Raw genomic sequence first — 21,975 nt, 5'->3', positions numbered from 1 at the left:
TACCCAATAGCCTTGCGTTATAGTGAATAAAATTAATTACGACCTTTATAAGTATAGTAATCTATATGATTATACAATAAAATGCTCCTTCTGTAGAATACATGTACCTGTTTTAAATAGATGGGCGCTTTATATTTGCATTCTTTATTTGAATCGTGTACGATTTGATTGTACGCGATTCAAATAAAGAAAAAGGAGTTTTGACATGAAACCACTTTATGAAACGACGATTATTAACACAGGCGGCCGCAATGGGTATGTCTATTCACCGGACAATATATTTAATTTGGATGTTGCAAAACAAGCAGCATTAGGGGGAGATGTCACAACTGCAACGAATCCTGAGCAGCTATTTGCTGCGGGCTACAGCGCATGCTTTAACAGTGCGCTTGAGTTACAGTTGGATAAAGGGAAAGTTGACTTTTTAAGCAGTGAAGTCATAGCGACTGTTTCTCTTTATCCAGATAAAGAAGATAAAGGTGTTAAAATTGGCGTCAAGCTCGAAGTAACAATTGAGGGCGTTGACCATACCATCGCGGAAGAATATGTGAATAAAGCGCACCATTACTGTCCGTACTCTAAAGCACTTAATGGAAACGTTGATGTTGAAATAATCATTAAATAAAGGGGGGCTTTAAAATGGTATCAGTTTATGGTTTTGAAGTGAAAAAAACAAATGGGGAAATCGTAACACTGAAAGAATATGAAGGTAAGCCTTTAGTTATTGTGAATACAGCTAGTAAATGTGGACTTACCCCCCAATATGGCGGATTGCAGTCACTTTATGAAAAGTACAAAGATCAAGGGCTGACAGTTTTGGGATTTCCATGCGACCAATTTAATAATCAAGAGTTTGATGATATAAACGAAACAACAGAATTCTGCCAAGTGAATTATGGTGTCACGTTCCCCATTTTTGCAAAGATTGACGTGAACGGTGACAAAGCGGATCCACTTTTCACTCACTTAACGACAGAGAAAAAAGGGTTATTTACGAAAAAAATTAAGTGGAATTTTACGAAGTTTTTAGTGAATCAGCATGGAGAGGTTATTGAGCGATATTCGCCACAAACTGAACCTGGAAAAATTGAAGAAGATTTGAAGAAGATTTTATCGTGAAGGACTTTCTGTCATTAAACAACCAGCTTTGTTTCGCTATATACGAAACTGCCGGAGAGTTTAATAAGCTATATACAAGTGTGCTGCAGCCGTTTGGTTTGACGTATCCGCAATATTTGGTGCTTTTAGCGTTATGGGAAAAAGATGAAGTATCGATGAAAGAACTCGGTACACGGCTAGGCCTGGGAACAGGAACGCTAACACCGATGATTTCACGTATGCAGGAAAACGGCTGGGTACGAAAAGAACGCTCAAAAGAAGATGAACGAAAAGTATTTATTTATTTAGAGGAAAAAGCGCACCGCGATAAGAGTCCTATTACGAAACGAATCGCAGAAGAAATCCAACTTTGCGACATCAGCTTGACTGAATATGATGAGCTGATGACGCGGCTGAATGAACTAGATCAAAAACTGAAAGATCGGTCAAAATCTACTGGTGCGTAAAGTGTAGGGGTAGGGAGCCTTAGTAGCATCCGCCCAAATACTATTCATTGGCTACGGTATGCACGAGATATTGAGTAACTATTTTAAGGGAATTAAAATAGTTACTTGTACAAATGGTATTAGAGATTTTTGCTTGTTTCAGTATTTATACTGAACAAGCTTTTTTGATGTCATTTTTAGGTATCTGTGCATGGAAAACTCGAATACTTCACTTCAATTACATATTTATGAGGAGTGGATTAGGAATTTACTGCAATATCTAATCCCATTTTTATGCAATTGTGTTAGTCGTTTGTTTCGTGGCACTATCCAGTAAGTACAACTCAAGTCTATAATAATACTAAGTAAATCAATATCTGTTCTGTTTTTTTAAGTTTTTTTTATAATTACTTGAATGTGTATATTGATCATAATTGTTTCTGACACAGTGGTGCCTCTTTTAGTATAGCGGTTACAACAAGCCCGTTCAGTAATCCATTTTGTTTCGGATGTTGATGGGACAGGTATCAATTTGTACTTCTGAAAACAAAACCCCCTGAACATCAAGTTTCAGTTCAGGGGGGGAGTAACTGATTATTTTAAATCTGAAACTTTGACGAAGGTATAGCCTTCACTTTGCAAGTAGGCTAAAACTGCGTCTAGGCCGTCTGCTGTCGATTGATGGATATCATGCATAAGGATGGTACTTCCGTCTTTTGTCGCACTTTTAATTTTAGCAAGAAGTTGGTTTGGATCACGGTCTTTCCAGTCAAGTGAATCGACATTCCATAAGATGACAGGTAAGTTTGTTTGGCTACGAACAGCCTCGTTTACAGCGCCATAAGGCGGCCTGAACTCAGTTACTTTCTGACCAGTAATATTTTCAATAATGGCAGATGTCTTGTCGATTTCATTGTGCACCTTTTCTGCGCCTAACTTTGTCAAATCAAGATGACTCCATGTATGATTTCCAAGCTCGTGGCCCGCTTCCTGTACTTTTTTTGCGATATCTGGGTTTTTTTCAACCATGCTGCCAAGCATGAAAAATGTTGCTACTGCATCGTATTTATTCAACGTCTCAAGAATTTGCATCGTCACTTTCGGGTGGGGTCCATCGTCGAATGTGAGGGCAACTTTTTTAATGCCGTTGTCATGCTCGTCTTTGGTGATTGTATTTTCATCAGTATCTTCAATTACCAATTGGAATTCCTCGGAAAGTATGTTGTTTAGTTCACTCAACGGAATTGCTATAACCGGTGGACCGACTTTTCCTGCTGCCAATTCATATTCATCAAAATAAAAAATCAGAGATTCATCTGTGATTGCGAAATTATCGAAGTTGGCCCAGATTGGTTCCGTCTGGATATGAACTTCTTCTGGAAAAAGGTAGTCTGCGATCACTGGATCATTGTATATTGCTTCACGTACTAGTGTAGAAAGAATCTCAAGGTGTTTCGAATTGTGTCCGAGTACATCCGAGATTGTTAAACTTCCTCCTGTATCAGGATTCAAATGGAATGATTGAATCCTAGTCTGTTCGTTAGGCTTGCCAGTTGAACGGCTGTCGGTCAGAACAAAAGAATAGTTGCCTGAACGATGGGTAAGAATATCTAAAGAAATGTTCATTTTTCTATTCAATTTACTGCCATTATGTTTAGTTAAGTAACCTTGCTTGGCATCTTTTATGTAACTAGCAATAGCTTTATTGAAAGAACTATGTAAACTTTTTGGATATTGAATGGAAAATGGTGTATATAAGTCATTCGAAGTTTCAGTACTAATTTTAATAGCTGGATAATTTGAGTCAGTAGTATCGACAACAACCGGAACCTGTGTTGTAGCTTGTTTATTATAAGGGTGCGAAGCAGTCTCCTTCTTAGAAGTTAGTGAAATTAAACTTATAGCGGATACGGTTAGTGCGATGATAACAATTGAAAATGTAACGTCAATCCAGAAGGAACGACGATTTCGATGCGTTTTTTTCAAGTTGAAAACTCCTTTACTGTTTATAGAAAGTTAGACGGGTGAGTCTCGTTAATAGTTTTAAAAAATTATATATTTTTGTCGAAATTTATCAGTAAATATACTTTGATAATATGCCACTAGCGTTACATGAACGTGAACGAGTGTTATGTCTACTAGACATGAAAACAGTTGAATGACTATTCGAATTAAGAACCCAAATAACGAGAAAAATGAGTAAACTCCCTACAACTAGTAGTAGGGAGTTTACTCTTACTTTAAAACTTACTTTAAAGGGATTTCGACAAGGGCTATAGTCTCAATTTTATTTATTGAATCAATTGAGAATTTACCATTATATCTATTCACAACTTCCTTCACAATAAATAAACCTTGCCCCCTTATCTTCCCTTGTTCTGCTTTTTTTGTTGAATATCCTTGTTTTAAAATCTGTTCATTCTCAATAATTTTAGGCCCAGTATTCGTAATCTTAAATACATACTTCGTAACATCCGTATTACAGCTAATTGCTATTTCACGTTCAGCTTCAGGTAATGCAATTGTTGCATCAATTGCATTATCAATCAAATTCGACAGTATTATGATTAAGTCTGTTGTTTTTATTTTATCGAATGCATCATGAGAAACTTCGAAATTCATATCAATATGATAGTTTTCTGCAGCCAGTTTCTTTGTTTGCAATAGGATTGAAAGACCAGGATGATCTATATTTAACTTTAAAGATTCTATTGCCAGAACTTCTTTAGACAATGATGATAGGTATTGCTGCGCCTGCTTTGATTCCCCTAGTTGAAGTAGTCCGTGTAAAACCTGAATATGATTGGTGAAATCATGTCTTATAGAAGATATAGAAGTGATTAACGTTTTAAGTTCAGCTTGGTATGTATTTTCTGTATACCCGACTTCTTTTGCCACCTCTTTTTGATACCATCTTTGCAATAATAAGAAGGATCCGATAGCGAACAAAATAAAGACACCATTAAAGACGAAGAGAAGGATATTGTTTTTCAGTACTTTCCCTTTAATTTCATTAAGTGTATCAACACTAATATCGATACCTAAGTATCCCATGACCTTTCCTGCTTCATCCTTTATAGGTACTCCGACAGAAAGATAAGAGCCATGATCGGGATCGTCAATTACATTTGTAACATATGTATTTCCTTCAAAGGCTCTTTTGACCTGCTTTTCGGGTACTGTACAAACCACTCCAATACTATAGCTATCTTCTAACTCCTTGGGTAATCCACCTATCATTACGTTCGATACTTTTGGATTATCGATTTCCAATGTATAAACAATTAATGCACCCAGTTTTTGTCTTGCATCAACTAAGTAGTTTGTTAATTCCCAATAATAGTCGTTTTTTACGGGATTATTCAAAAATTTCCGATACGTTTCTTTATCTATCGCAGCCGCAATGGATTCTGCTGCTACAAGATTTTGATTGCCGATTGACTCTTCAACCGTCTTTTTCATCTTCACGTAAGAGGTAAAGACATTTAAACTTGTAAACAACAATAACAAGCTAGTAGATACTACTAAAATTAGTTTTATTTTACGATTTTTCATATAAACTGTACTTCCTCATCTTTTTTAATTGAAAGTTATGCCTATGAAATTAAGAACTTTCTTTTCAATACCAGCATTAAACTATCATATTTACTTGTTGACATTGCTTGTATATCCTACTGTACTATAATCACAAAGTCCAATATAAGCATTCGTCGCATGGGCCTTGGAACCATGTAAGCGCTTGTTACTAGGTCTAATAGCGCAGATAGTGAGATTCCCGTCGAGAAAGAACTTGCCATTCACTCGTAGCGAGACTTGGAGGGCTACTGGTAACATTATACTTTAAGCGTAGATGGTTAGGTAGCGGGCCGAAAGCCATATTGTTGAAGGATTGAGCTACATAATGTTAGTAAATCGAGAGGGCTGATGCCTTACCTGAGGCAGAAAGCTACATTTTCCCATCGTTAAAGGAAAGAAGGATAAAACCTCTTTGGAATGCGAGCGCGAACTAGTTTATTGTAGGTTGGCATTAATGTCATCATCTTGTGTCATCAACTAAATTCTTTGTATTAATCATAGCATAACCTTCATTAATTGGAGAAATCAGGGGGATAGATCGAGTGGATGGGGGAGGATTCTCCGAAGAATGTCGAGATACGTTATCCAATGGTTAAAACGATTTCATGAGCATTTTGACGAGAGTATTCAGTTACAGCGTGTGTATGAATTAGGGTTTCTAAAAGCGAACTTGTGCAGGATGTTTTGTGCTTGAATTTCTAGAAAACACTTAACTTATAATAAATTACCACCATTTTTGATTACATGGAAAAAACTGAGTTATAAAAATAAGCGCACCATTTTGGTGCGCTGTATTTCGAAAAAAAGCACAAAGAATTGCAAAGGATATTGCAGACGCGAACCTGATTTGACGTGGAGCATCTACGTGGTCGTTGTGTATTGTTACATTGCACCAGCATCCAATAATAGTTGCTCAATCTCTTTGAACCCTTTTTTTCGTGCATGTTGTAGAGGGGAGACATTATTTTTATCAGGAATAGTTATATCTGCACCGTTATCTATAAGTAATTGTACAGTTTCCTGTTGTACTTTGTTGCCATTATTTAAAATGATTGCTTCTATTAAGGCTGTCCAACCGAGATTGTTTACATGATTAACATCAATATCAGTTGAAGCTAGAAGTTCTTTGATCACGTCGAGATATCCATGTTCGGAAGCGGGGATGAGAGCAGTACCTCCATATCGGTTGGTAATAGTCGGGTCTGCACCGGCTTCGATTGTTAACTTTAGAATGTCTAAGTATCCCTCTGCGCCAGCATACAAGAGAGGATTGTTTTTCATGTCATCTTGGATATTGATGTCTGCACCGGCTTTAATTAAGGCTTCTGCTGTGGCAACGTCATTATTATACGTAGCTAACATAATGGCAGTACGACCGTTTTCATCTTGTACGTTAATATTTGCCCCTTTAGTAATCAGTTTACTTACGGTATTCGTCTCTTTAAGTTCAACCGCATTAAGTAATTCTTGGTTCAAAGTATTTTCCACCTTTTTCTGTTCGGTGGGCATATTCTTCCCACCTGGAACGCAACCTTGCACAATAAGAATACTTCCTACCAGCATAATCAACCACTTCTTCATATTATTACGAAGAACACCCACTACACGAGCTACAACTACTCCCAGAATCAGAGTCCCCCCCGTCCGAAGGTGAACTTGGCGTAGCTCCGGCGTCTGTTCCCACTTCAAACGAATTCACATTAGTGACAATCTCGTTCCATTCTTCTTTATAATCGAAGTCAGCTGCAAAGCCTGGAGATCCGTCTACGGAAGTACCATCCACCTTTTTCTTCTTTAATTGAACTGTGTCATCGTCATATAAGGCGAATAGTGAGGTACCATACCAATAGCCGTCTTTTCGTTTAATTCGCTTTCCTTGGTTTCCATTTGTCTTCATCGCTTGTTGTCGTGCAAATTTGAGAAAGGTAGCCAATATATATGTCGAGGAGGCATTGGATGAGTGACGCCCAAATGACTCAATTAATCCTTTTGGATCATTCACTATACGCTCTATCCATTTTGCGTGTTCTTTCTTTTTTTGCATGAATTTTCCCCATAAATGCGAGCGGGAAGTAACGTTGAAAAAAGAAAGATATAACATGTCAAACCAAGCACGTTCAATTGGAAGAAGTGTTGGCGTTTCATGAGGGTGATGTTCAATCTGTTCACCAATAAAGTCTAAACAGAATTGATTATACAGTTCCTCTTCTTCTAAAAAGAAGTGCCAAATATCGTCTACATTTTTGGAGAACATCGGAAGTCTTTTTGAGATGCCTGCTAACAAAAGAAATTTCTTGAGTTCATACCACCGTTCTCGCAGTTCGACATCTGTTAGAGTGTGTTTTTTATTCTTTACGCGCACATTTACAGTTTTCTCAATCTTCATTGACCAGGCTCGATTGAATTGACGGAAAAATTGTTTTGTCTCTATGTCTGCCCATGGCGGAGCAGTCAATTTCTTTGAATAGAAGTATGTTCGACTCTTCATTACAAAAAAAAGGTGTGGACATACAATAACAAGAATAATTCCTACAAATATTAAGTATAGTTCCATTTACTTTTCCCCCTTGCGTAATGCTGCTCTATTGTGTAAGAAGTGAATATAGAGCCATTCTATTTATAGTGATTTTACCATAAAATGCATTTGTTTGTTTACTCGGGTGCGTTAATTGTTAATTTCAGGTAGCACAGTGGTCGACCCCGTGTAAACAATCATTAAAGAAGAACCTTTCATTGAATTGATGAAGGGTTTTTCATTTTTTAATACCTTGGTTTTTGGTTAGCGCAAAAGTTTAAATAAAGTACCTTATGTATGATTTCATGGGATTAACAAATTATTTTATAATTATGTTGTTGTTTTTCTCCTGAATATGTTTTACAATCAAGTAGTAATTGATAATGATAATCGTTATCAATTAAATTGGTAGTTGTATGGAGGTGAAATTTTGAATGAAAAGGATCTAAGCAAAATAGGGATGGGCAAACGGTATTATGTCTTTATTTTTCTTCTAATAGGCATCATTTTGCTATCGGCTGTCTATTCAGTATCAATTGGACAAGTGAATATTCCTTTCACGCAGTCTATGGATATAGTATTGCATGCATTAACAAATGGAAGAATTGGATCACTAGATCATGTCCAAAGCGAATCCTATTTGAATATTATTTTACAGGTGAGGATGCCACGTGTTATTTTCGCACTGCTTATCGGCATAGGGCTTGCATTATGTGGAACGGTTATGCAAGCAGTCGTGCAAAATCCACTTGCTGACCCATACATACTTGGTATTTCATCGGGAGCATCACTAGGTGCAACTTTTGCAATTCTTGTTGGATTTGGGAGTAGCGCATTTTTGTCGCAGTTTGGAGTGGCATTCGGAGCCTTTTTGGGTGCGATGATAACATCAATGGCAGTACTTATTTTATCGAGCATCGGCGGTAAGGCAACATCTGTGAAACTCGTATTATCAGGGGTTGTAATTGGTGCATTGTGTAGCTCCTTCGCTAGCTTAATTATCTATTTTGCCAATAATGCAGAAGGGATTAAAACCGTTACATTTTGGTCAATGGGAAGTCTAGCTTCAGCAAGTTGGGATAAAACGCCCATTTTAGCTATTGTTGTTCTGCTTGGAGCAGCGCTATTTCTCTTCCAACATCGCGTGTTAAACACGATGCTGCTAGGTGACGAATCTGCTATTACACTAGGGATCAACTTAAGTGCATTCCGAAAATTTTATATGATCGTCACTGCTCTTGTTACTGGGACAATGGTCGCCTATTCAGGAATGATAGGCTTTGTTGGTTTAATTATTCCACATATCACAAGGGGGATCTTCGGAGCAGATCATAAGCGTTTAATGCTCGGAACGCTGCTTTTAGGAGGACTTTTCATGATTTGGGCCGATATTTTGTCAAGAACATTAATACATAATGTTGAATTGCCGATCGGAATCATTACCTCTGTTATAGGATCTCCATTATTTATCTACATGATTGTAAAAAGAGGATACAACTTTGGAGGGTAGACAATGGAATTGATTGCAAAGGGAATCGATATTAGTATAGGGAAAAAAGAGATTGTGAAAAACATTTCAATCCTTGTGAAAAAACAACAATTTGTAGGGCTGATTGGACCAAATGGTTGTGGAAAATCAACCCTGTTAAAGAGTATCTATAAGAGTCTTGTACCTCAAAAAGGAATGGTTTTTTTAGATGACATTGATGTACTAAAAAGTTCAGAGAAAAAGATTTCACAGCGATTAGGTGTAGTAGGGCAATTTAATGAAATGAGTTTTGATTTGTCTGTCCAGCAAATGGTGATGTTAGGCAGAACACCACATAAAAAAATGTTGGAGTCAGACAACAAAGAGGATTTTGTGATTGTGGAGGAAGCTTTGAAACGAACAAATTTACTAGATTACAAACATCGTGGTTTCTTATCGTTGTCTGGAGGAGAAAAGCAAAGGGTTATTTTAGCGAGAACCATTGCCCAACAGCCAAAAATTATGGTGTTAGATGAACCTACAAACCACTTAGATATACGCTATCAGCTTGAAATTTTATCATGTGTTAAAAATTTGAACATTGGTGTATTAGCAGCACTCCATGATTTAGAAATGGCAGCACATTACTGTGACTACCTGTATGCCATAAAAGATGGAGAAGTCTATGCACATGGAACACCAGATGAGGTCTTAACGCCAGCTACAATAGAAGCATTATATCAAATTAAATGTCAAACATATACCAATCCTGTTACAAATGGATTAGGTTTTGCATATGGCATATAGGAGGAGCACCATGAAAAGAAAATTATTACTTGGTATCGGTTTAGCTGCACTTCTAACATTAACTGCTTGTGGAGATTCGAGTAAAGGTACTTCAAAGGAAGCCGAAGCGAAAGGGCATTACCCGTTAACGATTCAAAACTATACGAAAGCTGAAGGCGGAACAACTTGGGATAAGAAAGACCAAGTATTTGATGCAGCACCAGAAAGAATCATGGCTAATACGCGTCCAGCAGCAGAACTATTATTGCATTTAGGCTTAGGCGATAAAATCGTTGGGGTAGGGGCAAACTTTGGAGCTCCTGACAAATCAGTAGAGGAAGAATACTCGAAATTACCTATACTAAGTGATGAATATGTCGGCAAAGAGGTGACATTAGGGACCAATCCAGATTTAGTTTTTGGTCGAGGCGGCTTATTTGATAATGCGGATTGGGGTGTAGGTACAGTAGATACACTCAATGATATGGATATTAATACGTACGTAATAGAGTCATCTGTTACGGGCGGAACGTATGATTCTATTTATAAAGATATTGAAAACATCGGTAAAATTTTTAGTGTCCAAGATAAAGCGGACAGCTTTATAAAAGAGCTAAAAGACAAACAAACATCGATTATTTCAAAATTAGAAAGCATTCAAGACCATAAAACATTTGCTTATTTGCATACAAATGATCCAAATGAGATTTATGTATATCCAGCAGGCGATGAAACATTCTTTAACGATGCCTTTAATATGGTCAAGCTAGATAACATATTTAAGAAGGAGACTGCTGATGTAAGTATTGAAACGCTTATTGAGGCTGATCCAGATGTATTAATCTTACCGGAATGGGTTGATGCAGACCTTGAAAAAGTGAAAGAAGGGATCTATGCAAATCCGAAATTATCAAGTATGAAGGCCATCAAAAATAAGCAGATTTATGTAGTAGATTACAATTATATGTTTGGCTATGGTTATAACACGATTGATGGAATGGAACTATTAGCGAAAGAAATATATCCAGACTTGTTTAAATAAAATGTGATAGGTGCCAGTTTCGAAAGGAAATGTAAATGTTCTAATGCTGGCGTCAAATTTGAGGTACTAAATTGCTCTAATAAACCACTACAATAGCATGATAATAGAATTAAGACCAGACAAGTTGGCGAATGTCTGGTCTTTTTGTATGTTTATTCGCATGGTAAATTGTTTGTCTTTGCGTCAAGCACAGGTAGCCTTCACTATGGATAGTATTTATTATGACAAAGGTAATCACTTTTATTGATAGCTAGTTTATAAAAATAAATCACTTACACAGCGGAGAAAAGGGAGAGTTGGGTTTTGAAAACAACTTATGATACTGCATTATCTTTTGTGTCTTGCAAGAAACATGCATTTAAAATTGGATTTCAATTAAAGAAGTTAACTATGCAAACGAAGGGATTATTTTATATTACTAGCGGCAGCGGGATAGTGAGCATCAATGGGGTAAAACATCATATTAAACCTGGTACTAGCATTTTTCTAGATTCTAGCGTAGCGATAGAAGTTGGTGCAACGATCATGAACGAAGTCCACTTCTATTATTTACAGTATACAAATCTACCTGCATCTAACCTAGATAATATGAACTCTTTTAAAATGATAATCTTACAAATCATGTCGCAGGCAAGAGTACTGTCTTTGTTAGAAAAAATAAGTGATAAAGTTAGTATTGACCCATATATATCATGGTTAAGGAAACAAGCATTGCTCTACGAATTGCTGTATGTGATTTCTAAAAACAAGGCATTAGAAGAAAAGAATGAAAATGGCCCAATTAAGCTCACAATTGATTATATGAATAAGCATTATGAAGAACAGCTAATAATTGGTGATCTTGCTCGTTTAACATTTATGACACAGAGTTCCTTTTGTCGCGCATTTAAACGTGAGACCGGATTAACGCCAAGTGGGTACTTACGAGAATTACGAATAGAACAAGCAAAAAATATGCTAAAAACGTCCATATATTCGATTAAAGATGTTGCACGTACTGTCGGAATTGCAGACGAATTATATTTTAGTCGTTTATTTAAAAACTCAGAAGGTATATCACCTACAATTTACCGTAAGAAGTATGAACCAAGAATTGCGATTTTTAGTAATCTTTTTCTACAAGATCATTTACTAGCCCTTGGGATTAAACCTGTTGCAGCTCCTTGTTTTCCGACAGAATGTCCAACCGAAACTGGATTTCCCAAATACTTAGAAAGTCAATTGCAGGGGACAAAAAGATTAAATGCCGAGATTCCATTAGATCTAAACGATGGATTGACGATGGAACCTCATTATATTCTAAAACAAAATGATAGGAATAATTGTAGTACTACTAATAATGAGGTTCATATTCATAAAAATACAAAAGTTCTCCATTTTGATGGATTTCTTAACTGGAAAGATTATCAAAGATATATTGCAAAAGTAGTGGGAAGAGAAGAATTAGCGGAAAATGTTATAAACGATATTGAAAAAGTAGAGCAGATAGCCAAAGATAAATTAAGAAAGATTACAGTAAGTGGTAAATGGGCAATTATTCGTGTCTTGAAAGATAGTTTGCTTGTCCATGGTGTGACGGGTCATCCTATAAGTGATTTGTTTTATGAAGGTTTGGGATTCAAATGTGATGAAAGATTAACCTATTCGAGTTGTAGGAATTATTCATTAGTTGAAATGGTTGAGCTTAATCCTGACAAAATAATTATTCTTTGGAGTGCGCAGGAGTCAGTAGATAATTTAGTTGAAAATCCATTATGGCTGGAATTACAAGCAGTAAAGAAAAACCAAATTTACATTCCTACTAGTTTTGCATGGGATCCGTGGGGACCATCTGGTAGGAGAAACATTATAAATGACTGTGTGAAGTATTTTCATACACATTATTTGTGAGGACAAACCTATCCATACCCATAAGGCAAAACTGTCTATAGATAAATAAATGGCGACTTGATAAAATATTAAGTGAGATTGATAATCATTATCAGTCATAATACTAGGGAGGTTATCAATTTGTTAAATGAAATAAAGATTAAATTAGGAAAGAGTATTTTTATTTTCTCGATTTTATCAATAATTGTGCTCGCTCTTAGTGGATGTGGGGATCAAACGACTAATACGGACAGTACCAAGGAAACTCCAGTAGTAAGTGAAGCTTCAGCAGAAAGTGATGCTGTAGAAGCGGAAGAAGTTCGGGAAATTCAGCATGCAATCGGGGTTACAAAAATTAAGGGTACACCACAACGTGTTGTAATCTTAACGAATGAAGGAACAGAAGCATTACTAGCATTAGGAATTAAACCAGTTGGTGCGGTTAGATCATGGACTGGAGAACCTTGGTATGATCATATTAAAGACGAGATGGCCGGTGTCCAGGAGCTTGGTTTTGAAAACGAGCCTAATTTTGAAGCTATTCTTGAATTAAACCCGGACTTAATTATTGGAAATAAAGTAAGGCACGAAGAAGCGTACGATCAATTAAGCAAAATTGCACCAACTGTGTTTTCTGAAGATTTATCAGGGCAATGGAAGATCAACTTTGAACTGTATGCAGAGACATTAAATAAAAAAGCTGAAAGTGAGATGATCATGAAAGCATTTGATGATCGTGTTGCTCAGGCAAAAGTAAAATTAGGCGATAAGGAAAAAATGAAAGTATCCGTCGTAAGATTCTCTGCTAAAGATGTCCGCATATACCAGAAGGACACATTTAGTGGGGTACTGCTTGAACAACTGGGTGTGGGCCGTCCAGAATCTCAGGATGTAGATAATTTTATGGAAACGGTTTCCGAAGAGGCAATGGAAACGATGGATGGAGATATTATGTTTTACTGGGTTACGGAAGCAGATGTATATGATAAGGCTAATCAATGGTTGGAAAATCCAGTATTTAAAAGCTTAAATGTCTCAAAAACAAATCAAGTATTTGAAGTGAATGAAACAATCTGGAACACGGCAGGTGGTATTAAAGCAGCAAATTTATTACTAGATGATTTAGTAGAACGACTAAATTAATAATAGAATGAAGACCGGGCAAATTTAGCGACTGTCTGGTCTTTTTTTGTATATGTATTCACGTACATGAATTGCTTTTCTTTGTGTTAAGCGCAGTACTCTTTGCTATTTTTCTTCCAGTTTCACTGAAAAATTGGCCGAAACTATGAATAATTCAGGTGCAAGATTTTCTTTAAATTTTTTAGTGAATTAAATTCGCGTAAATCATATTAAATAATCAATTTATTTAATTGATAATCATTATCACTTATTGTATGTTAGATAGTAACAATAAATATAATTGAGTAAGGAGAATATAAAATGCAAATATACTGGACTAAAATAAATAAGATTATTGAAGAAACGCCTGAGGTAAAAACGTACCTACTCGACTGTCCGAAAGACTTTACATGGGAAGAAGGTTCCCACACCCACTTCGCTCTGAAAGGTTTTAATGCCGGAGATAAACCAAACCGCAGCCTGATTCGCCACATGTCAATCTCGACTTTACCGCACGAAAATTCAATCGGTATTACAACACGCATCAGAGAGCAGTGCTCTGAATTTAAAACAGTTTTAAGAAATCTTGGAGTCGGCGATGAAGTTGCACTATTTAAAACTCATTCGAATGTTCCGCTTAAAAGAGAACACAAAAATGTTTACCTGCTGTCATCAGGTGTCGGCCTGGCAACATTCAGACCGCTTGTACTGGATTATTTCGAACGTGCTGACAACGTCAATCAAATCCATTCCCTTAACATCGATTCATCAAAAGATTTCTTATTCACTACTATTTTTGAATCCGCACCAGACAAGAATTTCACATCACAGTTCGTAGATAACCGTAAAGACTACTATGAAGAAGTGAAGACTCTTGCTGCAGACAAGAATGGACTCTTCTATGTTGTGGGTAGCGATGAATTCCTAGTGCAGAACATAAAGGTACTGCGTGAGCAGGGCATCAAGCCTGAACAGATTATGCTCGACAAGCGTGAACATGCACTGCCTGAGTTTTTATCGTTTGATTTGTCAATTTAAGCGAGACGCTATATTTTCTTGGTAAATATTAAGTAGATGTTCCATTAACCGGGCGCTGATTCTGGAATAAAGGATCTGCGCCTATTCAGTAATAGGGTCATTTTGCGAAGTAAATGTGAGTAATTTTAGGTATCTCTCACTATTTTTAAGCACATTTAGCAAAGGTATAATATTTAAAATAACGAAGGATAAACAAGCCTAATTCCTCTTTCTTTCATGTTGTCTTTGATATGATGGCTAAGATTGCAATATAACAATGCATCATATTAGAATGAGTAAAGGAGTGATGTATGAATGAAAAAATTTATTAATGCGAATATCTATGGGGATCCAGAATCCCATGAATTTTTAGTGGAAAACGGTCAGTTTAAAGCAATCGGTAATGATTTAAACCACACAGGTGAAGTGATCGATTTACAAGGTTGTTTGGTGTTGCCCCCTTATGTTGACCCTCATTTACACTTAGATTATATCTTTTCAGGGCTAGGAGAAGGAAATGCGAATGTTTCGGGTACGTTATTTGAAGGGATACAGCGTTGGAGTGATAATAAGAAATCATTGACTGAAGAAATGGTGCGTGGACGTGCGATTAAAGGAATTCAAAAAGAATTGAGTAAAGGCGTTCAATTCATTCGTACCCATGTAGATATTACTGATCCTAATTTAACAGGGATGAAAGCTTTAATTAAACTGCGCGAAGAATTAAAAGATATCGTTACATTACAACTTGTAGCATTTCCTCAGGAAGGGTTCTTCAGATACGAAGGTGCAGAACGTTTAATGGAAGAAGCACTTAAAATGGGTGCTGACGTAGTAGGAGGAATTCCACACTTTGAAATTTCATATGAACATGGTGTTGAATCTCTGAAGCGCATTGTCGATATGGCAATAAAAAATAATGTGATGATTGATATTCACTGTGATGAAAACGATGATCCAAATAGTCGGTTTTTAGAAGTGTTAAATGCGCTTGTTATGGAAAAAAACTATGGTGAATATACAACAGCAAGTCATACATGTAGCTTCGGTTCAGTTGATAACAGTTATGCAAATAAAATGTTAGGTTTATTTAAAGAATCAAAAATCAACTTTATTTCTTGTCCAACTGAAAACGCACATTTACAAGGACGTGGCGACAGTTATCCTAAACGTCGTGGCTTAACACGAGTAAAAGAGTTATTAAATAACGGAAATAACGTCGCGTTTGCTCAAGATTCAATTGCCGATTACTGGTATCCATTAGGCAATGGAAATATGATGAATATTTTAGACAATGGTATCCATTTAGCACATTATACACATATTGATGAAATCAATAAGGCGTTCAACCTAATCACATACCACGGTGCAAACCTTATGAGAGTTAACGATGAGTATGGAATTGAAGTGGGAAAACCAGCTAACTTTATCGTTTTAGATGCACAAGATACTTATGAAGCAATTCGTGAGCGTGCAGAAGTAATTGCGTCAATTCGCAATGGTAACTATCTGTTTAGACGTGAACCACGAAAAAATGAAATAGAAATAGATTTCTTAAAACAATAATAAGATTCCTTGATCGACGCTAACTATTTTAATCGTAATCGTCAAATAACGGCCACCCATATAACAGGTGGCCGTTATTTGACGATTGCTTTTCTATTTCTTTTGTCTATATGTACCCTAACCGATTTTTGACTTCCGTTGCTGCTAGTTTCGGCTCTTCCTCTTTTTAAAACCTCTTTATTTGATTTGTCTAGGTTTATTGGTGATAGGGTAGTTCGGCAATAATCGGGAATAGCTAGTATGTATACTAGGTAAGGCTGCTCAGTAAACTATCCTCCTCCGATTTTGTATCAAATGGTGCTTTTGTTAGATGCTTAAGACTGAAAAACAGTTTTGGGTTGTTCCATCCATATCTCTTGATACGAACATGTTTGTTTGAATGGCAGAAACCTTATGTGTAATCTTTATACTTGATATACTAATTATACTTGTTTATACTTAAAGTAATAGTTGGAGGTGTTCATTATTAAAGTATGTCCTTATTTAGAATCCAGCTTCGAGATTTTGGGAAGGCGTTGGAATGGGCTCATTATTCATTACTTATCGAATTGTCCCAATTTCACTGCTCATTTTTCGCAAATGAAGCGCGATTTAAACGATATTACCCCTCGGTCACTTTCGTTGAAATTGACCGAGCTTACTGAATGTGACTTAGTGGAAAAAATAGTAACAGCAGGAACTCCCGTTATAATTACGTATCATCTAACTGAAAAAGGACAACAACTTGCAATTGCCCTACAGCCAATACAAGCGTGGGCACAACAAAATATTGAACTTGATTTGTCCAATCACCATAAAGAAAAGGGGAATATAAATGGAAACGAAAAATAACATGATTTGTGATTTAGAAACTGGCATATGTGGGCCAGGTGGGGACGACACTGCCACAATGGAGTTTATCGATTTGTCGACACAGAAAAAAAAGGTTGAACTTTATTACGTAACGGATCCAATCTGTTCGCATTGCTGGGCATTAGAACCGGTCCTTCGAAAGTTTGTCGATCAGTACGGGCACTATTTTAATATGCACACGCTTATGGGCGGGTTGCTTGAAAATTGGGATGGCTTCACAGACGCGAGCAATGGCATTTCTAGTCCATCAGATGTTGCTGGTCATTGGAGAGAAGTCGGTGAACACTCCCGCATGCCGATTGATGGAACTGTTTGGTACGATAATCCAATCGAGTCGTCTTTTATCCCTTCCCGAGTGTATAAGGTAATTCAAGAAAAAAGTCCTGAGCTAGCAAACACATTTTTAAGACGTGCACGAGAAGAGGTTTTTGCTTTTAATAAAAACATCGCACAAGATGAAATTTTAATTAATCTTGTCAATCAAGTTGGGCTTGATGGAGAAGAAATCCTTAATCAATCAAAGCTTCCAGAAGCAAATACGTCATTACATGAAGACTTCCAACTCGTCCGTGAGTTAGGTGTCCGCGGATTCCCAACAATCGTCATGGTAAATGAAGAGCAAAAAGGGGTTCGAATCGTGGGTGCCCGGACTTTTGAGGAATACACGAATGCACTCCAACAATTACTACCAAATGAAACGTTAAATTCGAAGCAATTAACCAATTTAGAACAATTACTAGGCAAAGAAAAATTATTATTTTCACGCGAAATTGAAGAATATTATTCAATTGAGGAAAAAGATGTGACTCCATTTATTCAAAAGAAATTGTCACAAGATGTTTATGAAACAAATGAAATCCTTGGCGAGAAATACATTCAAGTAAAATAACTGTGGTAGGCCAGTAAGTATTAAAATGAAAAAGGAGACTTGAAATGACTTATTTATTACAAGTAGATTTCAAAATGGAAGGTCCATTTGGAGAAGAAATGTCAAAAGGCTTTGCAGAATTGGCTCAAAGCATTAATGATGAGCCAGGTATGATCTGGAAAGTTTGGACAGAAGATGCGGCGGCAAAAGAAGCTGGAGGCGTCTATTTATTCGAAACAAAAGAAACGGCCCAAGCCTATTTAGAAATGCACTCGGCTCGGTTAACGTCTTTCGGGATTCAAGCTATTCGTGGCAAGATTTTCGAGATTAATGTGCCATTATCTATGATTAACAATGGTCCAATCGAAAAATAAATAATAATAACAACAAAATCGACTTTCCAATGGAGAGTCGATTTTGTTGTATACGATATAGAAAGAGGTGATGGCGTGTTTCTGTTGTACGTATTAAAATTTCTTTCTAAAGTATGATGTTTTTTTCAGCGCAATACATACTGGAATCGCGATAAGCAAACCTACAACGTTTTGGATGATGTCTCCAGGAATTGATGCCAAAGGAGCAATCCAACTTTTGGACATAATCGCTTGCCCGATATAGTATACTGCAATCATCACGGGCATTGAAACAACTGCTCCCAAAATGTTTAACCCAATGTTGTCGCCTCTATGGCCCTTAGACCAAGCGATTTTACCGACAATTAGGCCTTGTATTGCGCGGGAAATAATTGTCGTTGGTGCCCAAATAGCCCAGCCACCTAAGATATCGAATAAGCCCATCCCGATTGCTCCAGCAAGTGCCCCTTTTTTAGGACCGAATAAAATCGCTGCGATGAAAAGCACAGATGTCCCTAAGTGAATCAGTCCACCTTGCCCAAATGGTAATTTAATATTAATCATTGTTGCGGTGAAAATAAGTGCTGCTAAAATTGCGGTAATGACTAAATCAAATGTTTTCGTTCGTGGTTTTGTATAGACTTGATTTTGTATATGTTGCATCTGCATCTTCCTCACTTTAATGAATTTTTTAATTGCTTTAACTTTAGCAAAGTGCTGACTATTGTTAAAGTGCCAATTTCATTAAAATGTAAGGGGTCAGATTGTTTTGTCTGCAAAGTAATAGTTATTTCAATCTCTATTAATTGGTGCATTTTCGTCATTGCCTTATTATGATACGATGAAGAGAGTATAAGTAGGATTAGTTAGGTGGCGAATAGGATTAAAAAAGTTGCTGTAATTCAGGATATGTCATCCTTTGGGAAATGCTCGTTAACGGCTGCAATACCTGTTCTATCAGTGATGGGTGTTCAGGCAGTGCCATTGCCAACTGCGATTTTAACGGCGCAGACTGGGTATCCAAGCTTTTATTGTGAGGATTTAACGTCAACAATGGACTATTTTGTTGAGGAATGGAGAAAGCTTGGTGCAACTTTTGATGGCATTCATACAGGCTTTGTAACAGGAAAAGAGCAAATTGATAACATATTTCAGTTTTTAAACGTGTTTCATTCGAGTGAAACGAAGCTGCTTGTTGATCCGGTAATGGGCGACACGGGCGAGGTATATAAAATGTTTACAGGCGAGTTGCTTGATCGTATGAGGGATTTAGTGAAGTGCGCTGACATTATTACGCCAAATATTACAGAGTGTTGCTTGCTTACAGGGGTGTCGTATGACAAGCTTCAGAGCTATCAAAATGAGTCGGATTATATTCAGGTGCTAGAGGAGGCGGGCCATCAGCTACAGCATGTAACAGGGGCGAACGTCATAATTACTGGTTTGAATCCGCCTCCAGCAGATGCGAACAAGCGCTATGTAGGCAATATGTATGTCGATGCAAATCATTCCTATTATCGTATGAGGGATTATAACGGCGAGAGCTATTCGGGAACGGGTGATTTGTTTGCATCAGTCATTATGGGTGGTATGATGCGGGGCCAGGATTTAGTGGAGTCAATGAAGCTTGCGGAGGCGTTTTTAGCCGCTGCGATTGAAGCAACGTCAAAGGAGCAAGTTCCGCGCGAGGCGGGCGTGAATTTCGAACGTTTTTTGCGAATGTTGCTTTAGTTGGTTGACAGTTACCTGCAAAATTCGGACAAGGTACTGAATCCTTTCTGAATTGATGGTTTGACTGTCACCTATGATGACATACAATATGGTATGACAATACGTACAAGAGCAGTATACTTCCTTGGAATGAGGAGGTATACTGCTTTTTGCGTATTCAAAGAAAATGGAGCGGAGATGGTTCATACAAGATTGTTAGGTACACTGTGCACCAATATATTTTGACTATTCTCCGTGAATACATATTTATGAACTAGAGATTAGATTAGGTACTGATAATCAAATCTCTATTGTTTTTTATACAATTGGGTGAATTTTTTGTTGCACAGGCACACACATAATTAAAATTACCTTGTTATTCATCGGCTTTGTTCAAAATGACATAGATACTCGTTTTTTCGGTGCTAGTATTTTTGAAAGCAATCATCAAGTTTCCATTACAGTGAATAAGTTCATCTTTCATGATTGTCATTTCTTGGTCATCTATTGTAAACTCACCATTCCCTTGAATCGCGAGAGCTGTTAAATTCATACCAGGATGCTTATGAGCAGGCATTTCTTGACCTGGAAAGAAGTTTAACACGAATGCGACGCTATCCGCTTTTGTATAGATATTTTTCTTGGTAAATCGTTTTTCATCAAACTCTTGATAATCTAACAGGGATTTTTTCTCCATATTAATCCTCCTCTTAATCTCTTCTCACCTCCATCATAATGCAGTATAAAGAAAATTCAATATAAGATGATTCAATTTTTGGTGCAGAATTTGGAATTGAAATTATTGGTTTGTGCCCACTAGCCTAAAATTTCAGGTGACTGCGCGGCACTATTCAGTGAATACAACACAATTGTATAATGATACCGAGTAAATCAATGACTATGAGATTTTTATTTAATTTCTGCATAAGTACTCGATTGTGTGAGCTTTTCGTCTTTGTCTCTGACACAGGTACCTCTTTTACGATTGTTGAAACAAACATTAAAGTTTCTTGCACAGGCACCACACAATAGAGTATTTAGACTTGAGTGTTACCTTATCAAATTGTTTTTGCCATTGTTATATTCGTAATTTCATAACCCATTTTTTCATATAAGCCACGTGCGATTTTGTTATGACCAAAAACGTGTAGACCAATTTTATTCATACCTAACTTTTTAGCAATTATTTCAACTTCTTTCATTGCTTTCTTGCCATACCCCAGCCCTCGATATTGTTCAAAAATTACAAAATCATATATAAAACCTTCATTAGGATTTGAAGGCGCTTTTTGTAAAACCCAAATCATTCCAACTAAGATATTGTTGTGAAAGATAGAGAATAAATGATTATTCTCGGTCTTCTCATCTTTAGGTAGTTCTTGTTCAAATGATTGCCTAGATAAGTCAAACGCTTCGTCTTCGCTCCAATTTCCGGAAGCAATCTTGTCTTTTGCATAGTCTTCAATCGCATAACTGATATATTGTTTGAACTCCTCTTGGTTCATAGGTTGTAATGTAATCAATTTATTTTCCTCCAGTCAACTTAATAATACTGTTTTCAAAATCCCCCAACCATTTTAGTCTATAATTCAATATACTCAAATGTTATTGCTTCATAATCTGGCCCGTTTCAGGCACAGCGCTTCTTCGGCAACTGCGCCAAATAGTGAAGTTATTTATATACTTC

Annotated in this window: 21 protein-coding genes; 14 read left to right on the top strand and 7 right to left on the bottom strand. The window is 36.8% G+C overall.

Going from position 1 to position 21,975, the window contains the following annotated elements; genetic code table 11:
- The first annotated feature begins 205 nt into the window (after positions 1–205).
- From H2672_RS15460 to H2672_RS15450, 3 genes are read left to right on the top strand one after another with little or no spacing between them, the layout of a single operon-like run.
- The gene (locus H2672_RS15460) at positions 206–625 is read left to right on the top strand and encodes an organic hydroperoxide resistance protein (RefSeq protein WP_186672849.1); all 420 of its coding nucleotides are present in this window, start codon (positions 206–208) and stop codon (positions 623–625) included.
- A gap of 14 nt (positions 626–639) precedes the next feature.
- The gene (locus H2672_RS15455) at positions 640–1,119 is read left to right on the top strand and encodes a glutathione peroxidase (protein ID WP_186672847.1); all 480 of its coding nucleotides are present in this window, start codon (positions 640–642) and stop codon (positions 1,117–1,119) included.
- Positions 1,116–1,565 carry a MarR family winged helix-turn-helix transcriptional regulator gene (locus H2672_RS15450; RefSeq protein ID WP_186672846.1) on the top strand — a complete coding sequence of 150 codons (450 nt, stop codon included), beginning with the start codon at positions 1,116–1,118 and terminating at the stop codon, positions 1,563–1,565. Before H2672_RS15455 ends, H2672_RS15450 begins: the two co-directional genes overlap by 4 nt.
- A gap of 573 nt (positions 1,566–2,138) precedes the next feature.
- On the opposite strand, the gene H2672_RS15445 is transcribed toward H2672_RS15450, so the two are convergent.
- The 4 genes from H2672_RS15445 to H2672_RS15430 all read right to left on the bottom strand — a co-directional run bounded on the left by H2672_RS15445 (position 2,139) and on the right by H2672_RS15430 (position 7,674).
- Positions 2,139–3,530 (bottom strand): polysaccharide deacetylase family protein, encoded by a 1,392-nt coding sequence (locus tag H2672_RS15445; RefSeq protein ID WP_186672845.1) that lies wholly within the window; start codon positions 3,528–3,530, stop codon positions 2,139–2,141.
- 261 nt (positions 3,531–3,791) lie between these two features.
- The gene (locus H2672_RS15440; RefSeq protein WP_186672844.1) at positions 3,792–5,099 is read right to left on the bottom strand and encodes a Spo0B domain-containing protein; all 1,308 of its coding nucleotides are present in this window, start codon (positions 5,097–5,099) and stop codon (positions 3,792–3,794) included.
- A 903-nt stretch (positions 5,100–6,002) separates the two neighbouring features.
- Complete coding sequence (locus tag H2672_RS15435; RefSeq protein ID WP_186672843.1) at positions 6,003–6,701, bottom strand: ankyrin repeat domain-containing protein; 699 nt, start codon at positions 6,699–6,701, stop codon at positions 6,003–6,005.
- A 4-nt stretch (positions 6,702–6,705) separates the two neighbouring features.
- Complete coding sequence (locus H2672_RS15430) at positions 6,706–7,674, bottom strand: glycine-rich domain-containing protein (protein WP_186672842.1); 969 nt, start codon at positions 7,672–7,674, stop codon at positions 6,706–6,708.
- A gap of 421 nt (positions 7,675–8,095) precedes the next feature.
- On the opposite strand from H2672_RS15430, the gene H2672_RS15425 reads away from it, so the two are divergent.
- From H2672_RS15425 to H2672_RS15380, 10 genes are all read left to right on the top strand, one after another.
- On the top strand, positions 8,096–9,145 hold the full coding sequence (locus H2672_RS15425) for a FecCD family ABC transporter permease (protein ID WP_186672894.1): 1,050 nt from the start codon (positions 8,096–8,098) through the stop codon (positions 9,143–9,145).
- 3 nt (positions 9,146–9,148) lie between these two features.
- Positions 9,149–9,910, top strand: a complete 762-nt coding sequence (locus H2672_RS15420; RefSeq protein WP_186672841.1) for an ABC transporter ATP-binding protein — start codon at positions 9,149–9,151, stop codon at positions 9,908–9,910.
- Positions 9,911–9,920: 10 nt separating this feature from the next.
- Positions 9,921–10,931 carry an ABC transporter substrate-binding protein gene (locus H2672_RS15415; protein ID WP_186672839.1) on the top strand — a complete coding sequence of 337 codons (1,011 nt, stop codon included), beginning with the start codon at positions 9,921–9,923 and terminating at the stop codon, positions 10,929–10,931.
- A 303-nt stretch (positions 10,932–11,234) separates the two neighbouring features.
- Entirely contained in the window at positions 11,235–12,821 is a 1,587-nt protein-coding gene (locus tag H2672_RS15410) for a helix-turn-helix domain-containing protein (RefSeq protein WP_186672837.1), read from the top strand.
- A 120-nt stretch (positions 12,822–12,941) separates the two neighbouring features.
- Entirely contained in the window at positions 12,942–13,943 is a 1,002-nt protein-coding gene (locus tag H2672_RS15405; protein WP_222439422.1) for an ABC transporter substrate-binding protein, read from the top strand.
- 300 nt (positions 13,944–14,243) lie between these two features.
- Complete coding sequence (locus H2672_RS15400) at positions 14,244–14,960, top strand: ferredoxin reductase domain-containing protein (RefSeq protein WP_186672835.1); 717 nt, start codon at positions 14,244–14,246, stop codon at positions 14,958–14,960.
- 294 nt (positions 14,961–15,254) lie between these two features.
- Positions 15,255–16,505 carry an amidohydrolase family protein gene (locus tag H2672_RS15395; protein ID WP_186672833.1) on the top strand — a complete coding sequence of 417 codons (1,251 nt, stop codon included), beginning with the start codon at positions 15,255–15,257 and terminating at the stop codon, positions 16,503–16,505.
- A 465-nt stretch (positions 16,506–16,970) separates the two neighbouring features.
- Positions 16,971–17,336, top strand: coding sequence for a winged helix-turn-helix transcriptional regulator (locus H2672_RS15390; protein WP_186672890.1), 366 nt, complete (start codon positions 16,971–16,973; stop codon positions 17,334–17,336).
- Positions 17,320–18,246 carry a DsbA family protein gene (locus H2672_RS15385; protein WP_186672831.1) on the top strand — a complete coding sequence of 309 codons (927 nt, stop codon included), beginning with the start codon at positions 17,320–17,322 and terminating at the stop codon, positions 18,244–18,246. The genes H2672_RS15390 and H2672_RS15385 overlap by 17 nt, the downstream gene beginning before the upstream one ends.
- Positions 18,247–18,290: 44 nt before the next feature.
- Positions 18,291–18,599 carry a monooxygenase gene (locus H2672_RS15380; protein ID WP_186672829.1) on the top strand — a complete coding sequence of 103 codons (309 nt, stop codon included), beginning with the start codon at positions 18,291–18,293 and terminating at the stop codon, positions 18,597–18,599.
- Positions 18,600–18,692: 93 nt separating this feature from the next.
- Here H2672_RS15380 and H2672_RS15375 read toward each other — a convergent pair whose 3' ends face one another.
- Positions 18,693–19,241, bottom strand: a complete 549-nt coding sequence (locus H2672_RS15375; RefSeq protein WP_186672827.1) for an ECF transporter S component — start codon at positions 19,239–19,241, stop codon at positions 18,693–18,695.
- Between the two features lie 219 nt (positions 19,242–19,460).
- On the opposite strand from H2672_RS15375, the gene H2672_RS15370 reads away from it, so the two are divergent.
- Positions 19,461–20,309 carry a pyridoxamine kinase gene (locus tag H2672_RS15370; RefSeq protein WP_186672889.1) on the top strand — a complete coding sequence of 283 codons (849 nt, stop codon included), beginning with the start codon at positions 19,461–19,463 and terminating at the stop codon, positions 20,307–20,309.
- A 355-nt stretch (positions 20,310–20,664) separates the two neighbouring features.
- On the opposite strand, the gene H2672_RS15365 is transcribed toward H2672_RS15370, so the two are convergent.
- A complete protein-coding gene (locus H2672_RS15365; protein WP_186672826.1) occupies positions 20,665–20,985 on the bottom strand; it encodes a cupin domain-containing protein in 321 nt (106 codons plus the stop codon).
- 361 nt (positions 20,986–21,346) lie between these two features.
- Entirely contained in the window at positions 21,347–21,811 is a 465-nt protein-coding gene (locus tag H2672_RS15360) for a GNAT family N-acetyltransferase (protein ID WP_186672825.1), read from the bottom strand.
- Positions 21,812–21,975: the final 164 nt, after the last annotated feature.

Source organism: Sporosarcina sp. BP05, assembly GCF_014282005.1.
Lineage (GTDB): Bacteria > Bacillota > Bacilli > Bacillales_A > Planococcaceae > Sporosarcina.
This window is presented reverse-complemented; position numbering and strand designations above follow the sequence as displayed.